This window comes from uncultured Dokdonia sp. (assembly GCF_937910895.1).
Lineage (GTDB): Bacteria > Bacteroidota > Bacteroidia > Flavobacteriales > Flavobacteriaceae > Dokdonia.
This window is the reverse complement of the sequence record NZ_CALEMI010000076.1, coordinates 34,157-58,940: the sequence shown is the minus strand read 5'-3', so window position 1 is coordinate 58,940 and position 24,784 is coordinate 34,157. Positions and strand designations below refer to the sequence as shown.

Below are 24,784 nucleotides of genomic sequence, written 5' to 3'. Positions count from 1 at the left end.
AAGACTTAACTGTGACTGATTATTAGTCTTCCATACAGGACTAGATTTCATGTTATTAAGATACGAAATCAAAAAAATAATGCAAAAAAAAAGAGGCCACCTTTTTAGACAGCCTCGTTACATATAGTTTTGCATTTTGAGCATTTCCTTTAAGTTCTTTTATATGCTTAGGATTCACAATAAATGATCTATGTACTTTGAGAAAATCTGGCAATTGATTTTGAATATGTTTTAATGTACTACGTAGCATCTTTTCTTTAGTCCCTTGGGGTGTTATATAGTACACAATCACATAATTATCTTCAGATTTTATAAATAATATATGATCAGGCACACATTTAAAAAAGTCCTTTTTAAGAACTCCCTTGAGAATCATCTTCTCTGCCATTTCTTCATTTTTAAAACTGCCAGAAGAGTCTATCTTTTCTGATACTAGTGTCCTTGTACCGTAATAACGTCTTAATACAATCATTAAAATCCCTGTTATAATTCCAAAACCTAGAAACATGCTTTTATACCACCATAAAAATCCATCTAAGTGTAATCGCTCTGTACTTTTATTAATGAATATCTCTGTATAAAAAAAAGCAACTACAATCCCTGTTGAAATAAATAGAAATAAAAACAAAATCTCTTCTAACCACTTCCATACATTTAGAAAATGCATATAGATATTTGAAAGAAAGACAAAGAATAAATAACTTAAAAAAACAATAGCTCCATATCCTGTAAAATATAAATTCTTGTAGGGATTAGAATAGTTGTTTGCTCCCATAGGCTCTAGAAAAATAATAAGAAATGCAGTAAAGACGCCTAAGGTAATACCAATTAAAAAATGGTATCTAAATGATTTTATAAAGGGAAATGGAGTATTTAAAAACATAAAAAAATCCCTGCTTATGATAAGCAGGGATTAAATATACCAATTTAGATCATATAGGCTAGAATTAATCTGCCAATACAATCACTTTATTATTATTCATTTCTAGAGTTCCGCTTGTGATAGCTAGTGACCATCTACCGTCACTTTCTTTTACAAAGGAATCTTCAAAACCTTCTGCAATCTCAGGGTTTCCGTTAAACTTCACTTTACCTTCCACAAGAAGTGATACGATAGCAGCGTGATTATTTAACATTTGAAACTCTCCATCTACGCCAGGTACCGTAACAGAGGTTACTTCTCCTTTGACTAATGATGCTTCTGGTGTTACGATTTCTAAATACATAGTTAAACTTGTTTAAAAAGTACTGAAAAAAGTTCAGTACTAGCTTAGGTGATTATGCCTCAGCTAACATTTTTTCTCCAGCTTCGATAGCTTCTTCGATCGTTCCTTTAAGGTTAAAAGCGGCTTCTGGAAGGTGATCTAACTCTCCATCCATAATCATATTAAACCCTTTGATTGTTTCTTTAATATCTACTAATACACCAGGGATTCCTGTAAACTGCTCTGCCACGTGGAATGGCTGAGAAAGGAAACGTTGTACACGACGTGCACGGTATACAGATAACTTATCTTCTTCAGAAAGTTCTTCCATACCAAGGATGGCAATAATATCTTGAAGTTCTTTATAATGCTGTAATAACTCTTTTACTTTTTGTGCACAGTCATAGTGCTCTGCACCAAGAATATCTGCTGTCAGGATACGAGATGTAGAATCTAGTGGATCTACCGCTGGGTAGATACCAAGTTCTGCAATCTTACGTGAAAGTACTGTGGTTGCATCAAGGTGAGCAAACGTTGTTGCTGGTGCTGGATCGGTAAGGTCATCTGCAGGTACGTATACCGCTTGTACAGATGTAATAGATCCTCTTTTTGTTGACGTAATACGCTCTTGCATCGCTCCCATCTCTGTAGCAAGTGTAGGTTGGTAACCTACTGCCGATGGCATACGTCCAAGAAGTGCAGATACTTCAGAACCTGCTTGTGTAAAACGGAAAATATTATCTACGAAGAAAAGTACATCTTTTCCTTGTCCTTCTCCTGCTCCATCACGGAAATACTCAGCAATGGTAAGTCCTGAAAGTGCTACACGAGCACGAGCTCCTGGAGGCTCATTCATTTGTCCGAATACGAAAGTTGCTTTAGACCCTTTCATCGCTTCTTTATCTACTTTAGACAAATCCCATCCTCCTTCTTCCATAGAGTGCATAAAGTCATCTCCGTATTTGATAATACCAGACTCAAGCATCTCTCTCAAAAGGTCATTTCCTTCACGTGTACGTTCTCCTACTCCTGCAAATACAGAAAGTCCACCGTGTCCTTTTGCAATATTGTTAATCAACTCTTGGATAAGTACTGTCTTTCCTACTCCTGCTCCTCCAAATAATCCAATCTTACCTCCTTTTGCATAAGGCTCAATAAGGTCGATTACTTTAATTCCTGTAAAAAGTACTTCTGTAGAAGTTGATAAATCTTCAAATTTTGGTGCGCTACGGTGAATAGGAAGTCCTGCATCACCTGCTTTTGGTAAGTTACCGATACCATCAATGGCATCTCCAATTACGTTAAAAAGACGTCCATAAATATCATCTCCTATAGGCATCTGGATAGGTGCTCCAGTGGCTACTGCATCTACACCACGGCTTAATCCGTCTGTAGAGTCCATTGATATGGTACGTACTGTGTTCTCACCAATGTGTGATTGTACCTCAAGAACTAATAGGGTTCCGTTTGAGTTTGTCACCTCTAGTGAATCGTAAATTTTCGGTAATTCAGCTCCGCTTGCAAACGCTACGTCTACAACAGGGCCAATGATTTGTGCAACTTTACCTGTAACTTTTGACATTATTAACTATTTAATGTTTAGCAAAATATATGATGAAAAATACTTCGTTTTTCACGGCGCAAAGATACTGTTTTCTTCTTTATATAAAAGCCTATTGTATTTAATTTTCATAAGGCTTTTTTTGCTTTCGCGAAAGCGTACTCAAACTCAACACTCAGACGTTTATTTATTTATCCAAAAAAAGTGCGTGTATGTTTGCCCTCTAAGGAAATTTAGCACACTACCTCGGGGCTAGTCCACAAGATATTTTAAGAAACAAACCCTTTGATTTTGAGACAAGCCTCGAAACATTTAAATCTCGATTATCGAGTAAATCTTTAGTTCCTTTAGGTAAATAAATTTACATTCGCTTTACCACAACTTTATACAGATCCTATGGATAAATTTCTAGATCAGTTTTCTTTAAACTTTGAAGATTCTTTTTCTCCTATAAATTATGTAGTCTATATACTATTGTGTGCTACATTGCTATATATACTCGCTGTTGTCTATAAGAAATATGGGCAATCAATATCAAATAGGGGACAACTTTCTAAGGTTTTAATGATTGTAGGACTTACCACTTTTATTATTATATCTATTGTAAAGTCATCACTAGCCTTATCTCTAGGTCTTGTCGGAGCACTATCTATTGTACGTTTTAGAACCGCTATTAAAGAACCCGAAGAATTAGGCTACTTTTTTATGGCAATTGCCCTAGGTTTAGGAATGGGAGCAAACCAATTGCTTCCTACGCTTATTGGGTTTATGGTATTAATGAGTATCGTGATATTACAACACAAAAGCGGGAGTGGTTCTATCACACAAAATCTACTGATCAACCTTGAATGTGATACTGATAAGAAAACAGCACTTATCCAAAAAATAAGTGATGCCGTAAGTGCAAATACAAAACAATTGGAAATAAAAAGAATAAAGCACGAAGAGCGAACTGTTGCTATTAACTTTCTAGTAAAAGTAAAATCTCTAAAAGATTTAAATACTATCAATTCAAAATTGATTGCTATAGATCCTAAAGTGCAAGTGACTTTTATAGATAATGCGCTTTAAATTTAGCTACATTCAATTTCAGGTCAAACTTAAAACAACTAGACTGACCAAATGTATGGAAAGGACTATGGGAAAAACAGCCGCTAAAAGCAATCACAGATATGAGCGCAAGTTCATTTATGAACATGGCACTCCTGAAGATCTTATAGAGACAGAGGTTCTTTCAAATTCTTTTTGCTTTCGCGAAATTTTCCAACGACGTACCGTCAACAACATCTATTATGATGATCACTCAATGAATTTTTATCATCAAAATGTCTCTGGAGACGAACACCGAGATAAATACCGACTACGATGGTATGGAGAGGTTTTTGAAAACATACACAACCCCGTTTTTGAAATTAAAAAAAAATACGGTGCTGTGGGGGATAAGCTGTCTTTCGCTTTAAGCGGATATAGATACAACCTACAAGAAAAATCTCTCACAGAAACTCAAGAGAAACTTCATCAAGACATCCTTGAAAATCATACTCCAGAACTTGCCTTAAAATTAAGTAATCTTACACCTTCTTTATACAATTCTTACGAGCGTAGGTATTTTCTGTCTGATTGTGAAAAATATAGAATCACCATAGATTACAATATGGTTTTTTACAATCCTCACTTTAGTAATTATCATACTACCAAAACACAATTATCTGATGTGGTGTTAGAATTAAAGTACAAGGTGTCTGATGATAAAGAAAGTCGCAAACTCACGCAAACACTTTCTTCCCGTTTATCTAAAAATTCAAAATATGTAAGAGGGATTGACCTCATACATCATCAACAGAGTAGTTAACTATCTTTCATCCTAATTTATGTGCGTTTTTTGTTTGCTACTTGTGTCTCTATCTCTTAAACATTGTATTTCTATGAAAGATATTTATAACACCACTGCTTTTTTAGAAAATGGTGCTTTGCATTGTATCATTGAAATCCCTTGGGCAACAATAAAAAACCCGCTTTTGTAGCGGGTTTTTCTAAAATATAGTATTCAGTACACTTATTATTCTACAGTTACCGACTTTGCTAAATTCCTAGGTTGATCTACGTCCTTTCCTAACATTACAGCAATATGATATGATAATAATTGTAATGGGATCGTTGCGAGCAGTGGTGTAAAAGGTTCTAAAGTCTCAGGTATTTCAATCACGTGATCTGCTAATTCTCTGACTTCTTCATCTCCTTCAGTTACAATACCAATGATCTTTCCGCTTCGTGCTTTAATTTCTGCTACATTACTAACAACTTTCTCATAGTGTCCTTTTTTTGTAGCAATAACAACTACTGGCATTTGCTCATCAATCAATGCAATAGGACCATGTTTCATCTCTGCTGCAGGATATCCTTCGGCATGAATATAAGATATTTCTTTAAGCTTCAGTGCGCCTTCTAAAGCCACTGGGAAGTTATAACCACGCCCTAGATATAACGCATTAGAAGCGTCCTTATACTGGGATGCTACATACTCTGCTTGATCATTACACTTTAATGCTTTTGCCACTTTTGCAGGGATACGCTCTAACTCTTGTAAATAGGCTCTAAACTGAGAATTTGAAAGCTTTCCTTTATGCTTTGCTAGTTTTAAAGCGATTAATGTAAGAATAGTAATCTGAGTTGTAAATGCCTTTGTGGATGCCACACCTATTTCTGGACCTGCATGGGTATATGCTCCTGCATGGGTTTCTCTAGAAATAGAAGATCCTACAACATTACAGACTCCAAACACAAAGGCACCTTGTTCTTTGGCAAGTTTAATTGCAGCCATCGTATCTGCGGTTTCTCCACTTTGAGAAATCGCAATTACAACATCATCTTTATAAACAATAGGATTTCTGTATCTAAATTCAGAAGCATATTCTACTTCTACAGGAATACGAGCAAATTCTTCAAAAACATACTCCGCAACAAGACCTGCATGCCAAGAAGTACCACAAGCAACAATAATAATACGACGTGCATTTAAAAACTTGTCTAAATTGTCATCTATCCCTGCCATTTTTATGATGCCTTGATCTACGAGCATACGCCCTCTAAAGGTATCTGTTATAGCAGCAGGTTGCTCATAAATCTCCTTAAGCATAAAGTGGTCGTACCCTCCTTTTTCTATCTGTTCAAGATTTAATTGAAGCTCTTGAATATATGGATCTACTAGAGAATCGTCTTTAATCTTGCGTATTTTTAGCTTTTTATGATCACGCACAACAGCCATCTCTCCATCTTCAAGGTAGATTGCATTGTTTGTAAACTCAATAAAAGGAGTTGCATCAGAGGCAATGAAAAACTCATCGTCACCCACTCCGATTGCCAATGGACTTCCTAAACGCGCAACGACAATTTCGTTAGGCTTTGTCTTATCAAATACTGCAATCGCATAAGCACCAATTGTTTGATTAAGTGCTATTTGAACAGCTTTTCCAAGTTTTACTCCTTCTTTTATTTTTACATCTTCAATTAAGTTAACAAGTACCTCTGTATCTGTATCTGATGTAAAAGTATATCCTCTATTGATAAGCTCTTTACGTAATGGGTCATAATTTTCTATAATTCCATTATGTATAATAACAAGATTCCCAGAATTAGAAATATGTGGGTGAGAATTGACGTCATTAGGCACTCCGTGTGTTGCCCATCTAGTATGTCCTATTCCTATAGACCCCTCAGTAGACATTTCACTTTCTAAACGCTTTTTAAGATCTTCAACCTTCCCTTTCGTTTTTGATAACTTAAGATTTTTACCATCATAAAGTGCTATTCCAGCACTATCATACCCTCTATACTCAAGACGTTGTAACCCTTGTAAAATAATAGGGTATGCATCTCTATATCCTATGTAACCAACAATTCCGCACATGCTTCTATATGTTATGTTATTTAATTATCTAAACCCAATATTTGTCCACAAGGACTGTTAGGGTCTATATCTTCTGTTAATGTGTAGAATATCCTCAATTTCAATTTTTTGGACTCATCAGCACTCAGATTGCCATGAAGAATAGTTCCTTCTGGAGAAATCACACTAGAAACTGGTACTCTTTTCGCATCGTCTATACTTCCAGTGCCTCCTATAATAGCTGTATTATCCAAACTTACATTCTGTGATACTGCCAATGCCAAACGCACGTTTGTAGAATCATTTTTAATAATATTATTTATGTGCTGCGTGACTCGTATTCTATAACTCTGTCCTAAACTTGATTCATCACCTTCTACTTCTCTAACAAGTCTACCTAAGTGATTTGTTCTCGTATTGACAGGGCCATTATTTCCAGAAGTATTGTCTATAACTCCATCAATTAATAGTCTATTATTATCAAAATCAACTATAAAAACCCTTTCTGGTTCTAATACTCCTCCGCCAGCACCTAATGCATCTTGATCTACGTAAAATGTTAGATTAGCTTCATTAATGATAATATTATCACAACTGCGTAGTACTTCCAATTGATCAGCAACCTCATCTCCGTCAAAATCTGGACCGAAAAGTTCTATAATCGCAATACTCCCATCTCCTCCTTTTAAATACAAATTCTCTTCTCCTGTAACGGTGTTAGCATTTTCGATAGCATTGACAATGGTAGGATTAAACTGGTTCTGATAATCTATCACATTTACGCCACTGAATTCTAAAGAAATTTCTCCGAACCCATCATTAGTTGGTTCTCCTGGTTCTCCAGAATCATCGTCTCCCTCAAAGCTGTAATAAAGCGTTATGTTTGCTTGATCAAAATTGAACAAAAATAAATTTCCATCATTATCATTGTCTTCTGCTTTTAAGTAAATACCCCTAAAGTAATCATTAAATGTATTTATATTCAAAAAAGCATCTTCGCCTTCTCTCTGAATGATGTTTGTATTCCAATAATCTATATCAAGTTCTAATCGTAACGCGGGTGAGATACGCTCTGAGAATGCCTTAACTACTTCACCTGAAGTATCTAAAATTGGCTCTCCATCTTCATCAAAAGTTACTTCTGTCAAGATAATCTCATCATCTTGTGGTACAAAGTCGGTTACTTGAAAAAGTAAATCACCTTCTACACCTTGAAAACTTGGAACATCTGTAGAAAAATAAACTTCAGATTCTTCAAAATTTGTATCAGGATCAAGATCATTTAAGAAAAAGTTAGATCTATATGCAGACAATGTAATCCCGCCTGTGTTTCTAAATATAGAATCTAGCTCGTAGGTATTGTTACCATCCTCATCCACTTCAACTTGTCTAGCAAAATAAGGAAGGGTAAATATGACACTATCAAGTACCGTATTGTCACCAAAATTTGGATTGGTTCTTGACAACGCCATTTGTGATAGGTATGAAGCCGTTGTTTTACCATATACAGGGTCATTATAAACACCTAGCGCCCCTACTGGCACGCCATTTGTCTGAACTCCTTCTGGATAATTCATACTATAAGCAGTAACGCCTATATCGTCAACTAGATAGGTTTCAAAGTTTACTTCTCCAACAATACCTGTTCCTACTTCTCCTAAATCCTCTTCGCAAGCAACACATGCAAATACGAAGATGAAGGCTACTAAGCCTTTTCTCATATAATTGTAAATCTTCATAGTCGTTTTATTCTAGCACTTTGGTGGTGTAAAATTCTTCGTATGCTTGTGGGAATTCCTCTTTCTTTTTGTAAGACAAAACAGGAATTTTAGATGTATTAAGTATCTTTGCAAGGTTTTCGTGCAACTCTGATGAGCCTATAATAGCAGCGTCAGAGTTTCTAATAGCTACCTTCATGAGATTCTCGTAGGTAGGGTCTTTCAACTCTGTAATACTTCCTGTGTCAATTCCATCAAAAGCAATCTTATTGATCATTTCATTACTTAATGACCCTTCAAAACCTTGATTGTATACAGAGGTTACTATTTTACTTTGACTAAATAACGGTTCGCTAGCGTAATATTTCTTAAGGTATAATGGCAACAAAGAGGCTAACCACCCATGTACGTGAATGATATCTGGCGACCAATTTAACTTCTTTACTGTCTCTACAACGCCTTTTGCAAAAAAGATAGCACGTTCATCATTGTCAGGAAAAAGATTTCCATCCTCATCTGTAAATGTAGCTTTTCTCTTAAAGTACTCCTCATTATCTATAAAGTATACTTGTATGCGTTCTTTAGGTATAGAGGCAACTTTTATAATAAGCGGCATATCAAAGTCATTGATGACTAAGTTCATTCCTGAAAGCCTTATAACTTCGTGTAGTTGATGCCTGCGCTCATTGATATTGCCATAGCGAGGCATAAAAATGCGTATTTGTCCCCCCTTGGAATTCACCATTTGAGGAGCTTCAAACGACATAGAGGCAATTTCGGTCTCTGGTAGGTAAGGTATTACTTCAGACGACACGTATAATATCCTCTTATCTTTCATATATAGTATTGTTGATTACTTTTTGTGTGTAAAAACACGCAAAAATACTAAATTTTATGCAATCTGCCTTTAATATAGTAAGTTTGCAGGCGTTAATTTTTTGGTAAAGTGAACATAATAAAAACAAAAACTGAAATAGCTAAATATGTTTCAGAAAAAAGAGAACAGAAATATTCTATAGGCTTTGTACCTACTATGGGAGCTTTACACCTTGGACATGCATCACTTATTGCATTTGGATTAAAACGTCATCACTACATAGTAGTGAGTATTTTTGTAAATCCCACCCAATTTAATAATGCTATTGATTTAGAAAAATACCCCCGCACTCTTGAGCAAGATACTTCATTTTTAAGCAAATACGGAGATAAGGTAGTTATTTATGCACCTACCCCTCAAGAAGTGTATGGGAATCAAGTGATGTCAAAGCAATATAACTTTAAAGGAATTGAAACCGTCATGGAAGGCACACATCGCCCAGGTCATTTTGATGGCGTTGGGACTGTACTTAACCATCTCTTTAGACAGGTAAATCCAGACGAAGCCTTTTTTGGAGAAAAAGATTACCAGCAATTACTTATTGTCAAAAAACTTGTCGAAATAGAGAAATTGCCTCTTAAAATAACAGGGTGTCCTATCCATAGACAAGAAAACGGCCTTGCAATGAGTAGTCGTAACGCGAGGTTAACTGCGCAACAATTAGAAGAAGCAGCCTTTATTTATAAAATACTCCAGCAAGTAAAAAAAGATTTTGATTCCAAAAGTGCGCAAGCACTAAGAGAGTGGGTTGCTATCCAATTTGAAAACAACCCGCATCTTGAATTAGAATATTTTGAAATCTCAAATATTAAGAATCTGAGACCGCTTTCGCGAAAGCGTACTCATCAAAAATACCGTGCGTTTATTGCCGCTTTTGCAGGAGATATACGCCTTATAGACAATATGGCTATTAACTAAAATACGTATATTTGCCCCATGTTAGTAAATGTTGTAAAATCTAAAATTCACCGTGTTAAAGTAACAGGAGCTGAATTACATTATATAGGAAGTATTACCATAGATGAAGATCTTATGGATGCTGCAAATATTATAGAAGGAGAACGCGTTCAAATTGTAAATGTGACCAATGGAGAACGTTTAGAGACGTATGCCATTCCTGGACATAGAAACAGTGGCGAGATCACTTTAAATGGTGCTGCTGCTAGAAAAGTTGCAAAAGGAGACATCTTAATACTCATCGTATATGCGTTTATGGATTTTGACGAAGCAAAAAAGTTTAAACCTACGCTTTGTTTTCCAGACGAAAACACAAACTTATTAAAGTAAGCCTGTGGCTTATAAAAAAGCGATAAAAGCACTTAAAATTATACTCCCACTCGTATTGGGCGTTTTTTTAATGTGGCTTTGGCTAGGTAAAATGAGCCCACAAGAAAGAATTGACTTGTGGAATACCATAAAAAATGCAAATCCTTTATGGATTGTAATTTCTTTTATTTTTTCTATGTTAAGCCATCTCTCAAGAGCTTATCGCTGGAGGTTTATGCTAGAACCTATGGGCTATTCTCCCAAACTTGGAAATAGCCTTGCTGCCGTGATGACAGGCTATTTTGCAAATACCTTTGTCATTAGATCTGGCGAAGTATTACGTGCTGTTTCTATACAACGTACAGACAATATTCCTTTTGAAAAAGCATTTGGAACGATTGTATCAGAGCGTATTGCAGATCTCGTGATGCTGATCTTAATTATGATTACGACTATTATATTACAGTCTACACTACTTATTGATTATTTTAAAAGAGAAGCAAATCCTATTCCTTCTATTGTAGGGCTTGCGGTGCTTTTAGTCATAGGAATTATAGGTCTACGTATCCTTAAAAATTCATCACATTCATTTATTGTTAAAATTCGTGCATTTGGTTTAGGCATCTTAGAAGGCGTCAAAAGTATTTTGTCGATGAAGAAAAATGCAGCTTTCATCTTTCATACCTTGTTTATTTGGTCTATGTACATCGCTATGTTCTGGATTGTGACCCTCACAGTGCCAGGATTACAAGGAGTTTCTATAGGTGTCACACTTGCTGCTTTTGTCGTAGGCGCTTTTGCAATGAGCGCCACAAATGCAGGCATGGGAGCCTACCCTATCGCTATGGTCGCCATTTTTACTTTTTTTGGATATGCCGAGTCAGATGGGAACGCTTTTGGCTCTATCATCTGGGGGACCCAAACTATTTTTAATATTATTGTAGGCGGTCTCTTTGCTCTTTATGTATTTGTGATACGTCGCAGATAAAATTTTGTATTTTAGAGCACATAATAAAAAACAGCCCTAATGAAATCCATTATTTTCTCACTTTTATGTGTATACCTCTCATTTGCAAGTATTGCACAAACACAATATGAAGAAATCTCCTCTATAAAACTAGATGGAAAACGCCAACTCAAGATACAGTTACCGCGTAATTATGAATCTAATCTAGAAAAGACCTATCCGGTTATTATTGTCTTAGATGGAGACTACTTATTTGAACCCGTAGCGGGTAATGTAGATTACTACAGCTATTGGGAAGAAATGCCAGAAACTATTGTTGTAGGCATCAACCAAGTAAATACCAGAGATCAAGACACCTACTATGATGATGTAAGTTATTTGCCTGTAGATGGAGGCGCTGCCTTTTTTGAATTTATAGGTTTGGAATTAATGCCTTGGCTTGACGAAAAGTATCGTACCAATCAGTTTAGACTGGTGGTAGGTCATGATCTTACTGCCAATTTTATGAACTATTACCTTATGAAGAGCCCTGCACTTTTTCAAGGATATATATCACTAAGCCCTGATTTGGCTCCAGAAATGGAAACACGTCTTGTGGCAAGACTAGGCGCGACAGAACAAAAAATATTTTACTATCTAGCCACTGCTACAGAAGATATTAGCGTCCTACGCGAAACCATAGAGCCTCTAAATAGTCAAATAAACCTTGTTTCAAATACCAACCTAAAGTATTATTATGACAATTTTGAAGGAGCCACTCATTACTCTTTGGTAGGGAGAGCGATCCCTAAGGCTATTGAACAAATATTTTCTATATATCGCCCCATTAGCAAAAAAGAATACAAAGAAGTATTACTTAAATTAGACGGTTCTCCGTACACCTATCTTATTGATAAGTACACGACGGTAAAACAGCTTTTTGGACTAGACGACCCTATACGCGTTAATGATATTGTTGCGGTCGGCAAAGCACTAGAAAAAAAATCTAATTGGGAGGATATGGAGCAACTTGGTCAACTTGCCAGAAAGCAATATCCAGACACGATGCTAGGTAATTATTATATTGCGCTCTCTTTGGAAAAATCAGGAGAACCAAAAAAAGCGATGCGAACGTATCAAAATGCCTTTTTACTAGAAGAAATTTCTTTCTTAACCAAAGATTTAATGCTTGATAAAGCAGATCAAATTAAAGCAGATTTTGGGTATTAAATAATCAAACCCTATTTATTCCTATACCATACAACTAGAAAGAGCAGTTACTAAGTAACTGCTCTTTATGTAATATTCAATCCCCCAATCAAATATTCTGTCAAAACACATATTGTTTCTGACAGTGCAAATATAGAGTGTTCGTACTATTAAAAAACCCGTATTTTTACCTATTTTTTAGTAATGAAGCACTGTTTTTATAAGGGTTTGAAGCTTGTTTCTATTTAAGATTGGGATTTGATACCTTGAAGCTAACTCCAAAAATTTAAAAAACATTCTGTTGAATACTTCTTAAGCTTGCTCCGAGGATTATTTACGAGTATTTTAGCAAAGCAAAACTCATCAATGGCAAAAACAAAAACCACCTTCTTCTGTCAAAATTGCGGTACCCAGCATGCCAAATGGCAAGGACAATGTCATGCCTGTAAACAGTGGAATACCATTGTTGAAGAAGTGATTCAAAAAGCAGAGACAAAGGACTGGAAACAGGATACCGCTTTCGCGAAAGCGAATACTCGCACCAACAAACCTTTAAAAATAAACGAGATCACCACGTCTGCTGAAATCAGACTTGATACCAAAAATGGCGAACTCAACCGAGTGCTTGGTGGAGGTCTTGTGCCTGGATCATTAACCTTATTAGGAGGAGAACCTGGAATCGGAAAAAGTACACTCTGCCTACAAATATCCTTAAATCTCCCTTACAAAACCCTTTATGTCTCAGGAGAGGAAAGTCAGCAGCAAATCAAAATGCGAGCAGATCGGATTCATCCAGATAGTGGTCAATGCTATATCCTTGCGGAGACAAAAACCCAACATATCTTTAGACATATTGCAGAAATACAACCTGATATTGTCATCATAGATTCTATACAAACACTACACACCAATCATATAGAAAGTAGCCCTGGAAGTATCTCACAGATACGCGAGACCACATCAGAACTTATTAAATATGCCAAAGAGACCGCTACTCCTGTTATCCTGATTGGACATATCACCAAAGACGGAAATATTGCAGGTCCCAAGATTTTAGAACACATGGTAGATACGGTACTACAGTTTGAAGGAGATCGTAACCATGTATACCGTATTTTAAGAGCGCATAAAAACCGTTTTGGAAGCACTAATGAGTTAGGAATTTACGAAATGCAAGGCAGTGGTTTACGTGAAGTATCCAATCCTAGCGAAGTCTTAATATCAAAAAATGACGAAGAGTTAAGTGGTACGGCTATTGCTGCGACTCTTGAAGGCTTACGCCCTCTTATGATTGAAATACAAGCCCTCGTAAGTTCCGCAGTATATGGAACACCTCAACGGAGTGCTACGGGATATAATGCAAAACGCCTCAATATGCTACTCGCTGTTTTAGAAAAGCGTGCAGGTTTTAAACTAGGCGCCAAAGATGTATTCCTCAATGTAACAGGAGGTATTTCTGTAGATGATCCCGCGATTGATCTTGCCGTTATCGCTGCAGTGCTTTCTAGTAATGTAGATATTGCCATAGATAAATCCTTATGCCTTGCTGCAGAAATTGGTCTTGCAGGAGAAGTACGTCCTGTGACGCGTGTAGAGCAACGCATTCACGAAGCAGAAAAATTAGGATTTAAAGGAATTATTATTTCCAAATATTGTAAAATCCCAGATCACAACTACACCATCAACATCATTAAAGTTGCCAAAGTACACGATGTTGTTCGGCATTTGTTTGGGTAAGATTTACTTTTTTTAGAAAATTAAAAACCCACAACATGAATAATATATCCTGTTGTGGGTTTTGTTTTTCATACGCTTTCGCGAAAGCGTGTATATGATATCAAGGCGCAGGATTTGGAATTTCTGCATGTACCTCATTAATTGCTTTTAAGACTTCATCAGACAGTTGAACGTTGATACTGTCTATATTTTCAGTAAGCTGTTCTATAGAAGTAGCGCCAATGATATTTGCCGTTACAAAAGGCCTCGTATTTACAAAAGCAAGTGCCATTTGTGTAAGGCTTAATCCGTGGGCGTCTGCAATTTCTTTATAGCGTCTAGTAGCAGCAAAACCGTTCTCGCTATGGTATCTACTGTAATTTGGAAATAAGGTAACTCTCGCATTGGGTGGATATCCGTCAAGATACTTCCCTGTTAATTGTCCAAAACCAAGGGGAGAGTATGGCAAAAGCCCTACCTCTTCCCTATGCATGATTTCTGTAAGTCCAACCTCATCTTTTCTATTTAATAAACTATATGGGTTTTGCACCGTAATCATCTTAGGAGCTCCTTTACGAGCCTCTTCCAAATATCTTGACAATCCGTAAGGAGATTCGTTAGAAAGTCCTATGTGTCTAATTTTTCCTGCTTTTATCAAGCTGTCCAAATCTTCTAAGATTTGAGCAAAGTTATCTTTCCAAGCTTCATCAGGATCATGGGTATATCCTAGTTGTCCAAAAAAGTTGGTGTTGCGCTCTGGCCAGTGTAATTGGTATAAATCAATATAGTCTGTACCAAGACGCCCTAAGCTTTTATGAACAGCATCTTCGAGTTCGTGTTTTGCAAATCCTCCCGTACGAATATGTTTTGTAAAATCGGCAGGTCCGGCAATTTTTGAAGCGATGACGACTTGATCACGTTTTCCAGTTTTTTGTAACCAGCTTCCTATGATGCGTTCTGTACTTCCATAGGTTTCTGCCCTTGCATTAGGAACGCTATACAACTCGGCAGTGTCAATAAAATTGACACCTTGTGCTGTGGCATAGTCTAATTGTGCATGACCTTCGGCTTCGGTGTTTTGTTCTCCCCAAGTCATAGAGCCTAGGCAGATTTTTGAGACTTTAATATCTGTATTGGGTAAATGGGTATATTTCATTTTTAATGCCCGTGTAGACGGGTATTTTTTTAATTATAGAGGATGCCTAAAATGTATTTTAACTTGTTCAACTGAGCTTGTCGAAGTTTTTAACCTTCTGATTATCAAAACCCTTCGACAGGCTCAGGGTGACACTTGATTTGTTTTTAGATATCCTCCTCTTTTTACTTTTACTTAATCTATATCCTGTAATAAAGCGGTTACTTCATCTAGTTTTGGTGTAAGAATCACTTCAATACGTCTGTTTTTTGCTTTGTTTTCGGCCGTATCATTTGGAGCGACAGGCGCATATTCTCCACGTCCTGCAGCGGTCAGATTTTTTGGATCTATTGTTGTATTTTCTCTTAGAATATTGACAATCGCTGTGGCTCTTTTTGCTGATAAGTCCCAGTTTCCTTTTAGGTTTCCACTACCAGAATAAGGCACATCATCCGTATGTCCTTCTATGAGAACGGCAATGTCTGGATTGTCTCCCAAAACATTTCCTAGCTGTTGTACCGCTGTTCTTCCGTTGGCACCCACTGTCCAGCTACCACTATCAAACAGTAATTTATTTTCTAAGGACACATACACTTTACCATCTCTTTGCTCTACGGTAAGTCCTTTGCCTTCAAAATCTGTAAGCGCTTTGGAAATGGCTTCTTTTAGATTGCGTAAGTTGGCGTCCTTGGCTGCGATTACCGCTTCTAATTCATCAATACGTTTTGACCTATCGGCTAGGTCTTTTTGTAATTTTTCTAATCGTTTACGTTCTACCTCTAGTGCTTCTTTATTAGCTGCAAGTGCGGCTTGTTTTACTTCTAACTCTGCGAGTAATTCTCTGTTCTTTTTTGAATTTGCTGCAATACTAGCACTACTATTTGCTTCGAGTGCATCGTAAGAGGCTTGCAAAGCGGCTAACTGCGCTTCGGCACTTTCGTATTTACCTTTATAATTCGCCAGCGCAGATTTTGTTGCATTCAATTCTTCAGAGGTAATCTCGTAATCGCTCGTCATTTTGGCTAGGTCTTTTTTCGCGGAAGCGAGATCACTAGAAAGCGTTCGGTTTTCTTTTCTAAGTCTTGCATATTTTGACTCAAGGTCTTCAAATACTTTTTTTGAAACGCAAGAACTTAACATTATTCCTGCAAGGCATAGGAGTAGGACTTTCTTCATCATGGGGTATTCTTAATTTTAGGTTATTCTTGTTAGTTATTTTAGATTAAGGGAGTGATAATTCAACCATGTGCGGACAATGGTCACTATGCATGGCATCTTTTAAAATAATGGCTCTTGAAATGTTCTCTTTTAAAGGAGCGCTCACCATATTGTAGTCAATACGCCATCCTTTATTGTTTGCTCTCGCATTTGCTCTATAACTCCACCACGTATAATTGTCGGGTTCTTTATTCAAATGACGAAAGGAATCTATAAAACCGCTTTCTATAAAGTTACCAATCCATTCTCTTTCTACGGGAAGAAAGCCACTCGTATTTTTATTACGTATGGGATCATGAATGTCTATGGCTTCATGACAGATATTGTAATCCCCACCTATGACAAGGTTGGGATACTCTTTTTTGAGATCGTTGATGTAGGATTGAAACAAATCCATAAATTCCAGCTTGTGTTCTAACCGAGCTATGTTGGTACCCGAAGGCAAATACAAACTCATGACGGATACGTCGTCAAAGTCTACTCGAATATTACGACCTTCAAAATCCATAGATTCGATGCCTGTACCATATTCAATATGATTCGGTTTTTGTTTGGTCAAAATAGCAACCCCACTGTATCCTTTTTTCTGGGCACTAAACCAATAATGGTGATATCCTAAGGCTTCAAAAGCTGCCACATCCACTTGATCTTGAGTCGCTTTGGTTTCTTGAAGTAATACTACATCTGGATTTGTAGCTTGCAACCACGTATCAAATCCTTTTTTTAGGGCAGCTCGAATGCCATTTACATTGTAAGAAATAATTTTCATGTCTCGTAAAAACTGTTAAGCCAAAAGTATGCATTAGAAAATCTATTACATAATTTGGATAAAATGCTAAATTATAAAAGTAGCCAGCATAAGAAGTTAAAAAGGCTATAAAGTTTACCTTTGATTTACAATGCTTATAAAATATTTCTAGCCCAAGCGAGTTCTAATAATCATGCGTAATCTTTACTTTTTGTTATTCCTCTTCTGCTCAGCCACACTCGTAGCGCAAGAGGTACGCACCAAAAGAATCGCTTTACGGGATACTATGCAACTAGATTCTGTACCTATCAATCCTTCTTTATTTAAAATCACTACCAGAGAAGGCGTTCCTCTTGATAGTACAAAGTATACAATTGATTATGCCAATAGTTTGCTTTCGCTTAAAGCGAAAGAAGCCATCCCCACAGACACCTTAGTAATTACATACCGAGTTTATCCCGACTTCTTGACACGTAAATATTATCAGTTTGATCCAAAACGAATTGTAACAAATTCAGGAAATCTAGATCGATTGACGAGTCTAAGAAATCAGAAAAGAAAGCGTGTGTTTACTCCGTTTAGTGGGCTTAACACTAGCGGAAGCATTGTACGTGGGGTCACTGTAGGTAGCAATCAAAATAGTACGGTAAATTCTGAATTAGATTTGCAATTAAGCGGGAAGTTAAGTGACAAGGTGACCTTACGGGCTTCGATACAAGATGCTAATATACCTAGTCAGGAAGGAGGGTTTTCTCAAAATCTAGATGAGTTTGATCAAATTTTTATAGAGCTTTTTAGTGATTCTTGGAACATTCGTGCGGGCGATATTAACCTCCAAGATACCGAGTCCTATTACGGCAGGTTTACCAAAAAAATACAAGGGTTGTCTTTACAGGCAGATCTCAATCATGACGAAGATTCTAAAACCAATCTTTTTGCGACAGGCGCGTTAGTACGAGGTGTTTTTAACACCAGTGTGTTTACAGGACAAGAAGGAAATCAAGGTCCGTATAAACTTACAGGACCTAATGGGGAACTCTTTGTTTTGATTGTCTCAGGAAGTGAATCTGTATATGTAAATGGGATTCTCTTAGAACGTGGCGAAGCAAAAGATTATATCATTGATTATAATGCGGGAGAGATTCGGTTTAATCCGACTTTTCCTATTACTAGCGAGATGCGTATCACGGTAGATTATCAGTTTAGCGAACGTAATTTTACGCGTTTTATAGCGTATGGCGGAGGGAGCTTTCGCGAAAGCGATACGTTTAAAATTTATGCACAGGTATATTCAGAATCTGATGCTAAAAATCAGCCGCTACAGCAGACGTTAAGTGAAGATCAAGTGGCAGTTCTTGCAAATGCTGGCGATGATCCTAGCCAAATGATAGCGCCTAGTGCTGTGCCAGATACCTTTAGTGAAAACAAAGTATTGTATCGGCAAATCACCGTGGGTGGCGTGGAGGTTTTTGAGTTTAGCAATGACCCAGAAGAGACCTTGTTTAATGTGCGTTTTAGTAATGTAGGTCCCAATCAGGGAGATTATATCCTTAGTACCACCAATACCTTACGGCGTACCTTTGAATATGTCCCACCTATAGATGGTGTCAAGCAAGGATCGTTTGAACCTCAAATCAGACTTTTTGCGCCTACCTTATTACAGCTGGCGATTGTGAACGGTACATACGCACCTTCTGAAAAAACAACTATTGCTTTTGAAGCTGCAGGAAGTCGAAATGATCTCAACCTATTTTCTCCAGTAGATGATGACGATAATAATGCGTTTGCTACCCATCTAGATGCAAAACAGCAAGTATTTAAAAAAGATAGTATAGCTACTCTTGAAGTCTTTGGGAAATGGGATTATGTACAGGAAAATTTTACGAATGTAGAAGGGTTATACAATGTAGAGTTTAATCGTGACTGGAATCTAGATACGGGGCTTCAAAACACCAATGGCAACGGACTTATCTTGGTGGGAAATCAGAGTTTTTTAACAACCGGGTTACAATACCAAAATCGAAAGTTTGGATCTGTACTTTATAGTTTTGAAAACTTAGATTTTAATACGTCTTATTCAGGTACTAGACATTCTTTAATAAGTACGATTCAATCAAAAAAAATAAAAGGTGCTATCAATGCAAGTGTCTTAAATACAAATGACCTGAATGTAACGTCTGACTTTTCTAAATTGTACAGTAGCGCTGTATATGATCTTAAGAAGTCATGGATCGGTGGTAAATTTTATACAGAAGACAATATTCGAGTAACCAAAGCAAATGATTCTATCACACCTGATAGTCAGCGATTTCAGTTATATGAAGGGTTTGTAGGCGTAGGTGATAGCACTAATGTGTACGTAGAGGCAGGATATCGCTACCGCATTAATGATAGTTTGCGAGCAAATAGAATTCGGCGTGTAAATACTTCGAATACTTATTTTTTAAAATCGCAATTAGTAAAAAACAAAAAGACCAACCTCTCTGTTTTTGTAAACTACAGAACATTGTCTTTTGAAGATCCTACGATAGAAGCTCAAAATTCTTTAAACTCTCGATTACTATACGATCAGCGTTTTGCAAAGGACATCTTGAGACTCAACACTGTTTTTGAAACCAATAGCGGGACACAACCGCAACAAGAGTTTACGTTTGTTGCTGTAGATGAAGGTCAAGGTACACATACGTGGAATGATTATAATAATGACGGGATACAGCAATTGGAAGAGTTTGAGATATCGCAATTTCAAGATGAAGCAGATTTTATACGAGTCCTACTGCCTAATCAGATTTTCTTACAAACACATCAAAACAAATTGAGCAGCCAACTCACTATAAATCCTCAACAATGGAGTGGCTCAAAGGGTCTCTGGAAGTTATTATCACGTTTTTATAACCAAACCAACTATAGTATAGACAGAAGATCTTTACGTGAAGGAGAACGCTTTACTATCAATCCTTTTACGGCAGATGAAAATGAAATAGGCTTAAGTTTAAATTTCCGGAATGCACTTACGTTTAATCGGGGGAAGCAAGTCTATACCACCACCTATAGTTATATCTCTAATAAATCAACAAATCTCCTGTCTACAGGGCTTCAAGATAATGAGTTAGAGAGTCATCAAATCAACTTCCTGCATAAGATAAAAGAAAGTTGGCTTTTCAATTTTAAAGCAGAAGCTGGTACTACAAAAAGTATTGCAGAAAATTTTCCGTCTCGTAATTTTAGTGTTGATAATGCTGCGGCAAATCCTAAGATATCTTATTTGATAAGTAAGACCTCTAGAGTCTCTTTATTTTATACCTATCAAGATAAGAAAAACACCAATGGAGGGTTAGAAGCATTGCAGCAAAATAGTTTTGGCACTTCTTTTGCAATTGCAGATGGAGAAAAAGGATCACTTATGGGAGAGTTTAATTATATAGACAATCAATTTGATGGCAGTGCTTTTAGCCCTGTTGCGTATCAAATACTAGAAGGATTACAACCAGGTACTAATTTTACTTGGAATGTGATTGCTCAAAAAAGATTGACTAAATTTTTAGATTTAAACATCTCTTATTTTGGTAGAAAAAGTGAAAACTCTAGAACCATACATACAGGGAATATTCAGTTGAAAGCTTTATTCTAAAATTTTCACGACCTTTAATTTTTAAAACCTAACCTAATGATTATGAAAACTACACTACTAGTATTAGGAACTGCAGCATTCTTATGCGTTACTTCCTGCAAAAACACCAAAGAAGTGACAAAAGATACCATAGAAGAAAAAGTAACCGAAGATGCGTTTGACCCGACTGGATATACAAGCGGCACTATTGTCTATTCAAAGGAGAAGGATGATTGTGAATATACAATCAAACTAAAAGATGGTTTATTTTATGATCCGATCAATTTAGAAGATAGTTATAAAAAAGATGGGATGGCGGTCTACTTTAAATTCAGAGGACTGCGTATGATGAATCGTTGTAACAAAGCAACTCCTGTATCTATAGAAGAAATGATAGAAGCCAAAAAGTAACTGTGCTTTCTAAACAAAAGGTATTCATCATAAATTCTGCTGAAAAACTGGGGTGAATTTAACTCCCTATTTTGTATGTGTCTTTTAGACTTTAAAAAACGGCTTTCACTAATAAAATTTAAAAAAGGATTAGTTCTGTAAAAGAGTTAATCTTTTTTTATGCGCTTTCGCGAAAGCGTACCCCGTCAGATCAACATCTATTTAATAGGCTTAGTCTACCTCAAGAGGTTTTTTAATTAAAAAAGGGAGCAAATATGCATTTACTCCCTTTTCATATATGATTTCAAAAAATTACTTTACAATAATTCTTCTTACTTTATTTAAATCGGCAGTACCTACTTTTACAAAATAAACACCACTAGACACGTAAGACATATCTATAGTTTTTGTGTAGCCAGCGCCATTATTATCAACCGTGTAGTACGCTAATGTTTGACCCAACGTATTATAAATAGTGATAGGAAGTTTTTGAGAGAAACTTGACGTATCGTTAAAAATAACTTCAAATTGATCATTTCCTAAAGAGTGTACTTGCAAATCTGTTGCAGCAAATAACTCATCTGCTGTTCCTAATGTACCACTCATATTAGCTGTATAATCGTTGGTTCTACCAAATGCTAAATCACCGCAAGGATCTAATACATCTCCTGCCGTACTTTCGTCTTCTCCTCTTAGTCTCATTCTGTGCATCCCAGGAGTAACCTCTGCAACAACCGTAGAAAAGTCTACTGTAAATCCGAAGTCAGTATTTGCCTGTGCTACAAATTCATTAGCTATTAATTCGTCTGCTTCAAAAGTATTATTATCATTAAAGTCAATCCAAATGGCAAATACAGAAGCAGCAAATCCCATCTGTAAAACCCCTTCAAATGGATTTTCGTCAAGTACAAAATTGAATATAATATCAGTATCATCACTATAGCCTGCTGGAGAACTACCACAATTTACAGTAATATCTTGATCTGCTAAGGCAATTTGAGTGACACCATCATCAAATCCTGAACAATTTGACGTTGGTTCACAAATACTATTTGTAATTGTCGCTGTTGTATCATCGTTTGTATTATCAGAATCTCCAGTAAGTTCTGTTCCCGCTACAAATACATAATCTCCTAAAGCTGAAAGATCTTCAGTTGCTGTAAATGTATAGGTATCTGTTGCTCCAAATGCGATAGATCCTGTATACGTTTCTTGTACAGGTGCTCCTCCATTTAATGAATAGAATACAGGAATAGAGGTTTGCGTTGAAGTACCAAAGTTTTGGATCTCAATCGTCACTTGTGATACATCAGAAATAGGTGCTGTGACACTTGTTGCGCCTACATCATTAGGATTAAGATGGGTTACATCTCTTATTGTTGTATTGTTATCTGCAAATTCGTCTGCACCAAAAACGGTAGAAGCTGATACACTATAGGTTTGACCTACCACAGAAAAATCTCCTTGTGTTGCAAATGTAAATTGCTCACTTGTTGCACTTGCTATAGTTCCTGGGAATGGTTCTGTTACTGGAGTACCTCCATCTATATCATACGTTATATCAAATCCAGACGCATCATTCAATCCAAAGTTAAAAATCGTAACCGTTACATCTTGTGGAGCAGATAAATCCCCGTCTACTGGAGTATCAATACTTACAACGCCTATATCGTTATTAAAGTCTGATTGTATTTGGAATTTTGCAACGTGATTTGTGTTTGCATATTCAGTAATAAACCAAAACTCCTTATCGTTATTTGGATCAACATCTAACTTTGCATAATCTCCAAAACGCAGTCCTCCGATATTTTGAGTTCCGATAGCAATTTCAACTTCAGCAATACTCATGGTTCCTGAATCGTCACTTGCAAAGCGTCCTGTATAGAAAGCCCCTACTCTATTGGCTGTAGGGTTTGGTGTTGTAGGTCCAGCCATAGAAGAATATCCCATACCTATGTTTCCTTGGTTATCCATTGCCATACTACCCATCCAAGCATGTTTCCCGTCAGGAGCATTATATGTACCTTCTTGAAAAAGCGTCCAAGGCATTCCATCTCCAGACTGACGAAGTTCAACCCAACGAATTCCTGCAAGCTCTCCAGCTGTTGCGTCTGTATCTACTACAAAATTAAATATAATGGAGTTGTGGGCAGCAAATTTTCTGAACTGCATTTGGTTCATAATAGTAGATTGAAGGGCATCAATAGCAATCCCTCCACCTGGTTGTGTAAGATTACTAAAGCCTCCTCCATCAAAAACATTAATAAACGGTTCTGCTGAAAATTCTTCTGGTACAGATACTCCAGAATTTGCTGGGTTATCAAAATCAACGTCAATTGTCCATAACCAGTACTCATCTTCTGTAACTCCTTGGAAACCGTCATCTCTCATATATACAAGAGGAGCTCCCCCAGTGGCAGGTAAGTTATCATCTGTTACATTTGCTACTTGAGCACTTGTAAACCCTCCCGCTGGAGATGAAATTCCATTAACCACAAAACCTTGAATACTTGCGGCTGGATCACCAGCAAGTGCTGCATCTCTATCTATAGCCCAAACATCATTAGGACCGTTATCTGTAATATAATATCCATCACGCCATACTGATAATTTGTTATAATCAGATACCTGCGGAAATGAGTATAACATCCAGTTTGCAGTTGTTGGATCTGGACCATCAGAAACAGCAAGTTCCATACCAGCGCCTACAAATAGATAAGTAAGTATCCATCTGTCTGCAGCATTATCATACGAAGCTGTTAAATCACAACATCCTCCATTTGAGAAGATATTGTTAACGTTTAAAGGTCCTGTAAGATCATTTCCGTCCTTATCATAGATGATAAATCCTGTATTAAAAACAATTACTACGTGATTTGGCCCTACAGCCAGTGCAGGGTCTGAGGGAGATCCTACATTATTGTTTACAACGAAATCATTTTCTAGAGATCTATTTAAATTGATTTTCTTATCTAGTTTTCCTGGGTGAAGTGAGAAATAATCATTTTCAGTTTGAGGATCTTTTCCAGGAACTACGTCAGCTTTTACGCCTCTTACATATCTGCCGTCTTGAGGTTCTTGACCATTCCAGTCAGGTGCTGGGATTAATGATGACCTAGAGGATATTGATGGGACTATCCGCATAGATGCAGTTTGTCCAACATAGTTCAAGCTACCTCCTTGGGCATCTTGTTGAGCCGTGGCTTGAAAGCCTATAGCCAGCAGCGCAATGGCTGCTACTTTTAGTTTTTTAATCATAATATATTGTTTTAATAGGATTTATATATGTTAAAAGTATC

The 24,784-nt window shown here is 36.8% G+C and carries 19 protein-coding genes; 9 read left to right on the top strand and 10 right to left on the bottom strand.

Annotated elements, in window-relative coordinates; all coding sequences use genetic code 11:
* Window positions 1-55: 55 nt before the first annotated feature.
* From Q0505_RS09630 to atpD, 3 genes are all read right to left on the bottom strand, one after another.
* Complete coding sequence (locus Q0505_RS09630) at window positions 56-883, bottom strand: LytTR family DNA-binding domain-containing protein (RefSeq protein ID WP_299212078.1); 828 nt, start codon at window positions 881-883, stop codon at window positions 56-58.
* A gap of 64 nt (window positions 884-947) precedes the next feature.
* Window positions 948-1,226, bottom strand: coding sequence for a F0F1 ATP synthase subunit epsilon (locus Q0505_RS09625; RefSeq protein ID WP_299212075.1), 279 nt, complete (start codon window positions 1,224-1,226; stop codon window positions 948-950).
* Between the two features lie 52 nt (window positions 1,227-1,278).
* On the bottom strand, window positions 1,279-2,787 hold the full coding sequence (gene atpD, locus Q0505_RS09620) for a F0F1 ATP synthase subunit beta (RefSeq protein ID WP_299212071.1): 1,509 nt from the start codon (window positions 2,785-2,787) through the stop codon (window positions 1,279-1,281).
* Between the two features lie 375 nt (window positions 2,788-3,162).
* Here atpD and Q0505_RS09615 point away from each other — a divergent pair, with 375 nt between their 5' ends.
* Both Q0505_RS09615 and Q0505_RS09610 read left to right on the top strand, forming a co-directional pair.
* Entirely contained in the window at window positions 3,163-3,837 is a 675-nt protein-coding gene (locus Q0505_RS09615) for a DUF4956 domain-containing protein (RefSeq protein WP_299212068.1), read from the top strand.
* Between the two features lie 67 nt (window positions 3,838-3,904).
* Window positions 3,905-4,618, top strand: a complete 714-nt coding sequence (locus Q0505_RS09610) for a VTC domain-containing protein (RefSeq protein ID WP_299212065.1) — start codon at window positions 3,905-3,907, stop codon at window positions 4,616-4,618.
* 207 nt (window positions 4,619-4,825) lie between these two features.
* On the opposite strand, the gene glmS is transcribed toward Q0505_RS09610, so the two are convergent.
* Genes glmS through Q0505_RS09595 form a run of 3 tightly spaced genes read right to left on the bottom strand, consistent with a single transcriptional unit; the run spans window position 4,826 to window position 9,208 of the window.
* Window positions 4,826-6,673, bottom strand: coding sequence for a glutamine--fructose-6-phosphate transaminase (isomerizing) (glmS, locus tag Q0505_RS09605; protein WP_299212062.1), 1,848 nt, complete (start codon window positions 6,671-6,673; stop codon window positions 4,826-4,828).
* A 20-nt stretch (window positions 6,674-6,693) separates the two neighbouring features.
* Window positions 6,694-8,391 carry a DUF4270 domain-containing protein gene (locus Q0505_RS09600; RefSeq protein ID WP_299212059.1) on the bottom strand — a complete coding sequence of 566 codons (1,698 nt, stop codon included), beginning with the start codon at window positions 8,389-8,391 and terminating at the stop codon, window positions 6,694-6,696.
* A 7-nt stretch (window positions 8,392-8,398) separates the two neighbouring features.
* The gene (locus tag Q0505_RS09595) at window positions 8,399-9,208 is read right to left on the bottom strand and encodes a glycogen/starch synthase (RefSeq protein WP_299212056.1); all 810 of its coding nucleotides are present in this window, start codon (window positions 9,206-9,208) and stop codon (window positions 8,399-8,401) included.
* A gap of 108 nt (window positions 9,209-9,316) precedes the next feature.
* Between Q0505_RS09595 and panC the strand changes: the two genes are divergently transcribed.
* From panC to radA, 5 genes are all read left to right on the top strand, one after another.
* On the top strand, window positions 9,317-10,165 hold the full coding sequence (panC, locus tag Q0505_RS09590) for a pantoate--beta-alanine ligase (RefSeq protein ID WP_299212053.1): 849 nt from the start codon (window positions 9,317-9,319) through the stop codon (window positions 10,163-10,165).
* 18 nt (window positions 10,166-10,183) lie between these two features.
* Window positions 10,184-10,534, top strand: a complete 351-nt coding sequence (panD, locus tag Q0505_RS09585; RefSeq protein ID WP_299212050.1) for an aspartate 1-decarboxylase — start codon at window positions 10,184-10,186, stop codon at window positions 10,532-10,534.
* Window positions 10,535-10,538: 4 nt separating this feature from the next.
* A complete protein-coding gene (locus Q0505_RS09580) occupies window positions 10,539-11,501 on the top strand; it encodes a lysylphosphatidylglycerol synthase transmembrane domain-containing protein (protein WP_299212047.1) in 963 nt (320 codons plus the stop codon).
* A gap of 39 nt (window positions 11,502-11,540) precedes the next feature.
* Complete coding sequence (locus tag Q0505_RS09575; RefSeq protein WP_299212044.1) at window positions 11,541-12,689, top strand: alpha/beta hydrolase-fold protein; 1,149 nt, start codon at window positions 11,541-11,543, stop codon at window positions 12,687-12,689.
* A 345-nt stretch (window positions 12,690-13,034) separates the two neighbouring features.
* Window positions 13,035-14,405: a DNA repair protein RadA gene (gene radA / locus Q0505_RS09570; RefSeq protein ID WP_299212041.1), complete on the top strand. Its 1,371-nt coding sequence runs from the start codon at window positions 13,035-13,037 to the stop codon at window positions 14,403-14,405.
* Between the two features lie 100 nt (window positions 14,406-14,505).
* On the opposite strand, the gene Q0505_RS09565 is transcribed toward radA, so the two are convergent.
* The 3 genes from Q0505_RS09565 to Q0505_RS09555 all read right to left on the bottom strand — a co-directional run bounded on the left by Q0505_RS09565 (window position 14,506) and on the right by Q0505_RS09555 (window position 17,506).
* Window positions 14,506-15,540 (bottom strand): aldo/keto reductase, encoded by a 1,035-nt coding sequence (locus tag Q0505_RS09565; protein WP_299212038.1) that lies wholly within the window; start codon window positions 15,538-15,540, stop codon window positions 14,506-14,508.
* 174 nt (window positions 15,541-15,714) lie between these two features.
* Window positions 15,715-16,698 carry an OmpA family protein gene (locus tag Q0505_RS09560; protein ID WP_299212035.1) on the bottom strand — a complete coding sequence of 328 codons (984 nt, stop codon included), beginning with the start codon at window positions 16,696-16,698 and terminating at the stop codon, window positions 15,715-15,717.
* Between the two features lie 43 nt (window positions 16,699-16,741).
* Window positions 16,742-17,506 (bottom strand): exodeoxyribonuclease III, encoded by a 765-nt coding sequence (locus tag Q0505_RS09555; RefSeq protein ID WP_299212032.1) that lies wholly within the window; start codon window positions 17,504-17,506, stop codon window positions 16,742-16,744.
* 172 nt (window positions 17,507-17,678) lie between these two features.
* Between Q0505_RS09555 and Q0505_RS09550 the strand changes: the two genes are divergently transcribed.
* Window positions 17,679-21,116 (top strand): hypothetical protein, encoded by a 3,438-nt coding sequence (locus tag Q0505_RS09550; RefSeq protein ID WP_299212028.1) that lies wholly within the window; start codon window positions 17,679-17,681, stop codon window positions 21,114-21,116.
* Between the two features lie 42 nt (window positions 21,117-21,158).
* Window positions 21,159-21,506, top strand: a complete 348-nt coding sequence (locus tag Q0505_RS09545) for a hypothetical protein (RefSeq protein ID WP_299212025.1) — start codon at window positions 21,159-21,161, stop codon at window positions 21,504-21,506.
* A gap of 291 nt (window positions 21,507-21,797) precedes the next feature.
* Here the strand turns inward: Q0505_RS09545 and Q0505_RS09540 are convergent, their stop codons facing one another.
* The gene (locus Q0505_RS09540) at window positions 21,798-24,743 is read right to left on the bottom strand and encodes a T9SS type A sorting domain-containing protein (RefSeq protein WP_299212022.1); all 2,946 of its coding nucleotides are present in this window, start codon (window positions 24,741-24,743) and stop codon (window positions 21,798-21,800) included.
* Window positions 24,744-24,784 lie beyond the last annotated feature (41 nt).

Coding starts and splice junctions, on each gene's coding strand:
- Q0505_RS09615 (WP_299212068.1), top strand. CDS start 3,163: ATGGATAAATTTCTAGATCAGTTTTCTTTAAACTTTGAAGATTCTTTT.
- Q0505_RS09555 (WP_299212032.1), bottom strand. CDS start 17,506: ATGAAAATTATTTCTTACAATGTAAATGGCATTCGAGCTGCCCTAAAA.
- Q0505_RS09540 (WP_299212022.1), bottom strand. CDS start 24,743: ATGATTAAAAAACTAAAAGTAGCAGCCATTGCGCTGCTGGCTATAGGC.
- Q0505_RS09630 (WP_299212078.1), bottom strand. CDS start 883: ATGTTTTTAAATACTCCATTTCCCTTTATAAAATCATTTAGATACCAT.
- Q0505_RS09625 (WP_299212075.1), bottom strand. CDS start 1,226: ATGTATTTAGAAATCGTAACACCAGAAGCATCATTAGTCAAAGGAGAA.
- Q0505_RS09600 (WP_299212059.1), bottom strand. CDS start 8,391: ATGAAGATTTACAATTATATGAGAAAAGGCTTAGTAGCCTTCATCTTC.
- Q0505_RS09575 (WP_299212044.1), top strand. CDS start 11,541: ATGAAATCCATTATTTTCTCACTTTTATGTGTATACCTCTCATTTGCA.
- Q0505_RS09595 (WP_299212056.1), bottom strand. CDS start 9,208: ATGAAAGATAAGAGGATATTATACGTGTCGTCTGAAGTAATACCTTAC.
- Q0505_RS09560 (WP_299212035.1), bottom strand. CDS start 16,698: ATGATGAAGAAAGTCCTACTCCTATGCCTTGCAGGAATAATGTTAAGT.
- Q0505_RS09545 (WP_299212025.1), top strand. CDS start 21,159: ATGAAAACTACACTACTAGTATTAGGAACTGCAGCATTCTTATGCGTT.
- glmS (WP_299212062.1), bottom strand. CDS start 6,673: ATGTGCGGAATTGTTGGTTACATAGGATATAGAGATGCATACCCTATT.
- Q0505_RS09565 (WP_299212038.1), bottom strand. CDS start 15,540: ATGAAATATACCCATTTACCCAATACAGATATTAAAGTCTCAAAAATC.
- Q0505_RS09610 (WP_299212065.1), top strand. CDS start 3,905: ATGGGAAAAACAGCCGCTAAAAGCAATCACAGATATGAGCGCAAGTTC.
- radA (WP_299212041.1), top strand. CDS start 13,035: ATGGCAAAAACAAAAACCACCTTCTTCTGTCAAAATTGCGGTACCCAG.
- atpD (WP_299212071.1), bottom strand. CDS start 2,787: ATGTCAAAAGTTACAGGTAAAGTTGCACAAATCATTGGCCCTGTTGTA.
- panD (WP_299212050.1), top strand. CDS start 10,184: ATGTTAGTAAATGTTGTAAAATCTAAAATTCACCGTGTTAAAGTAACA.
- Q0505_RS09550 (WP_299212028.1), top strand. CDS start 17,679: ATGCGTAATCTTTACTTTTTGTTATTCCTCTTCTGCTCAGCCACACTC.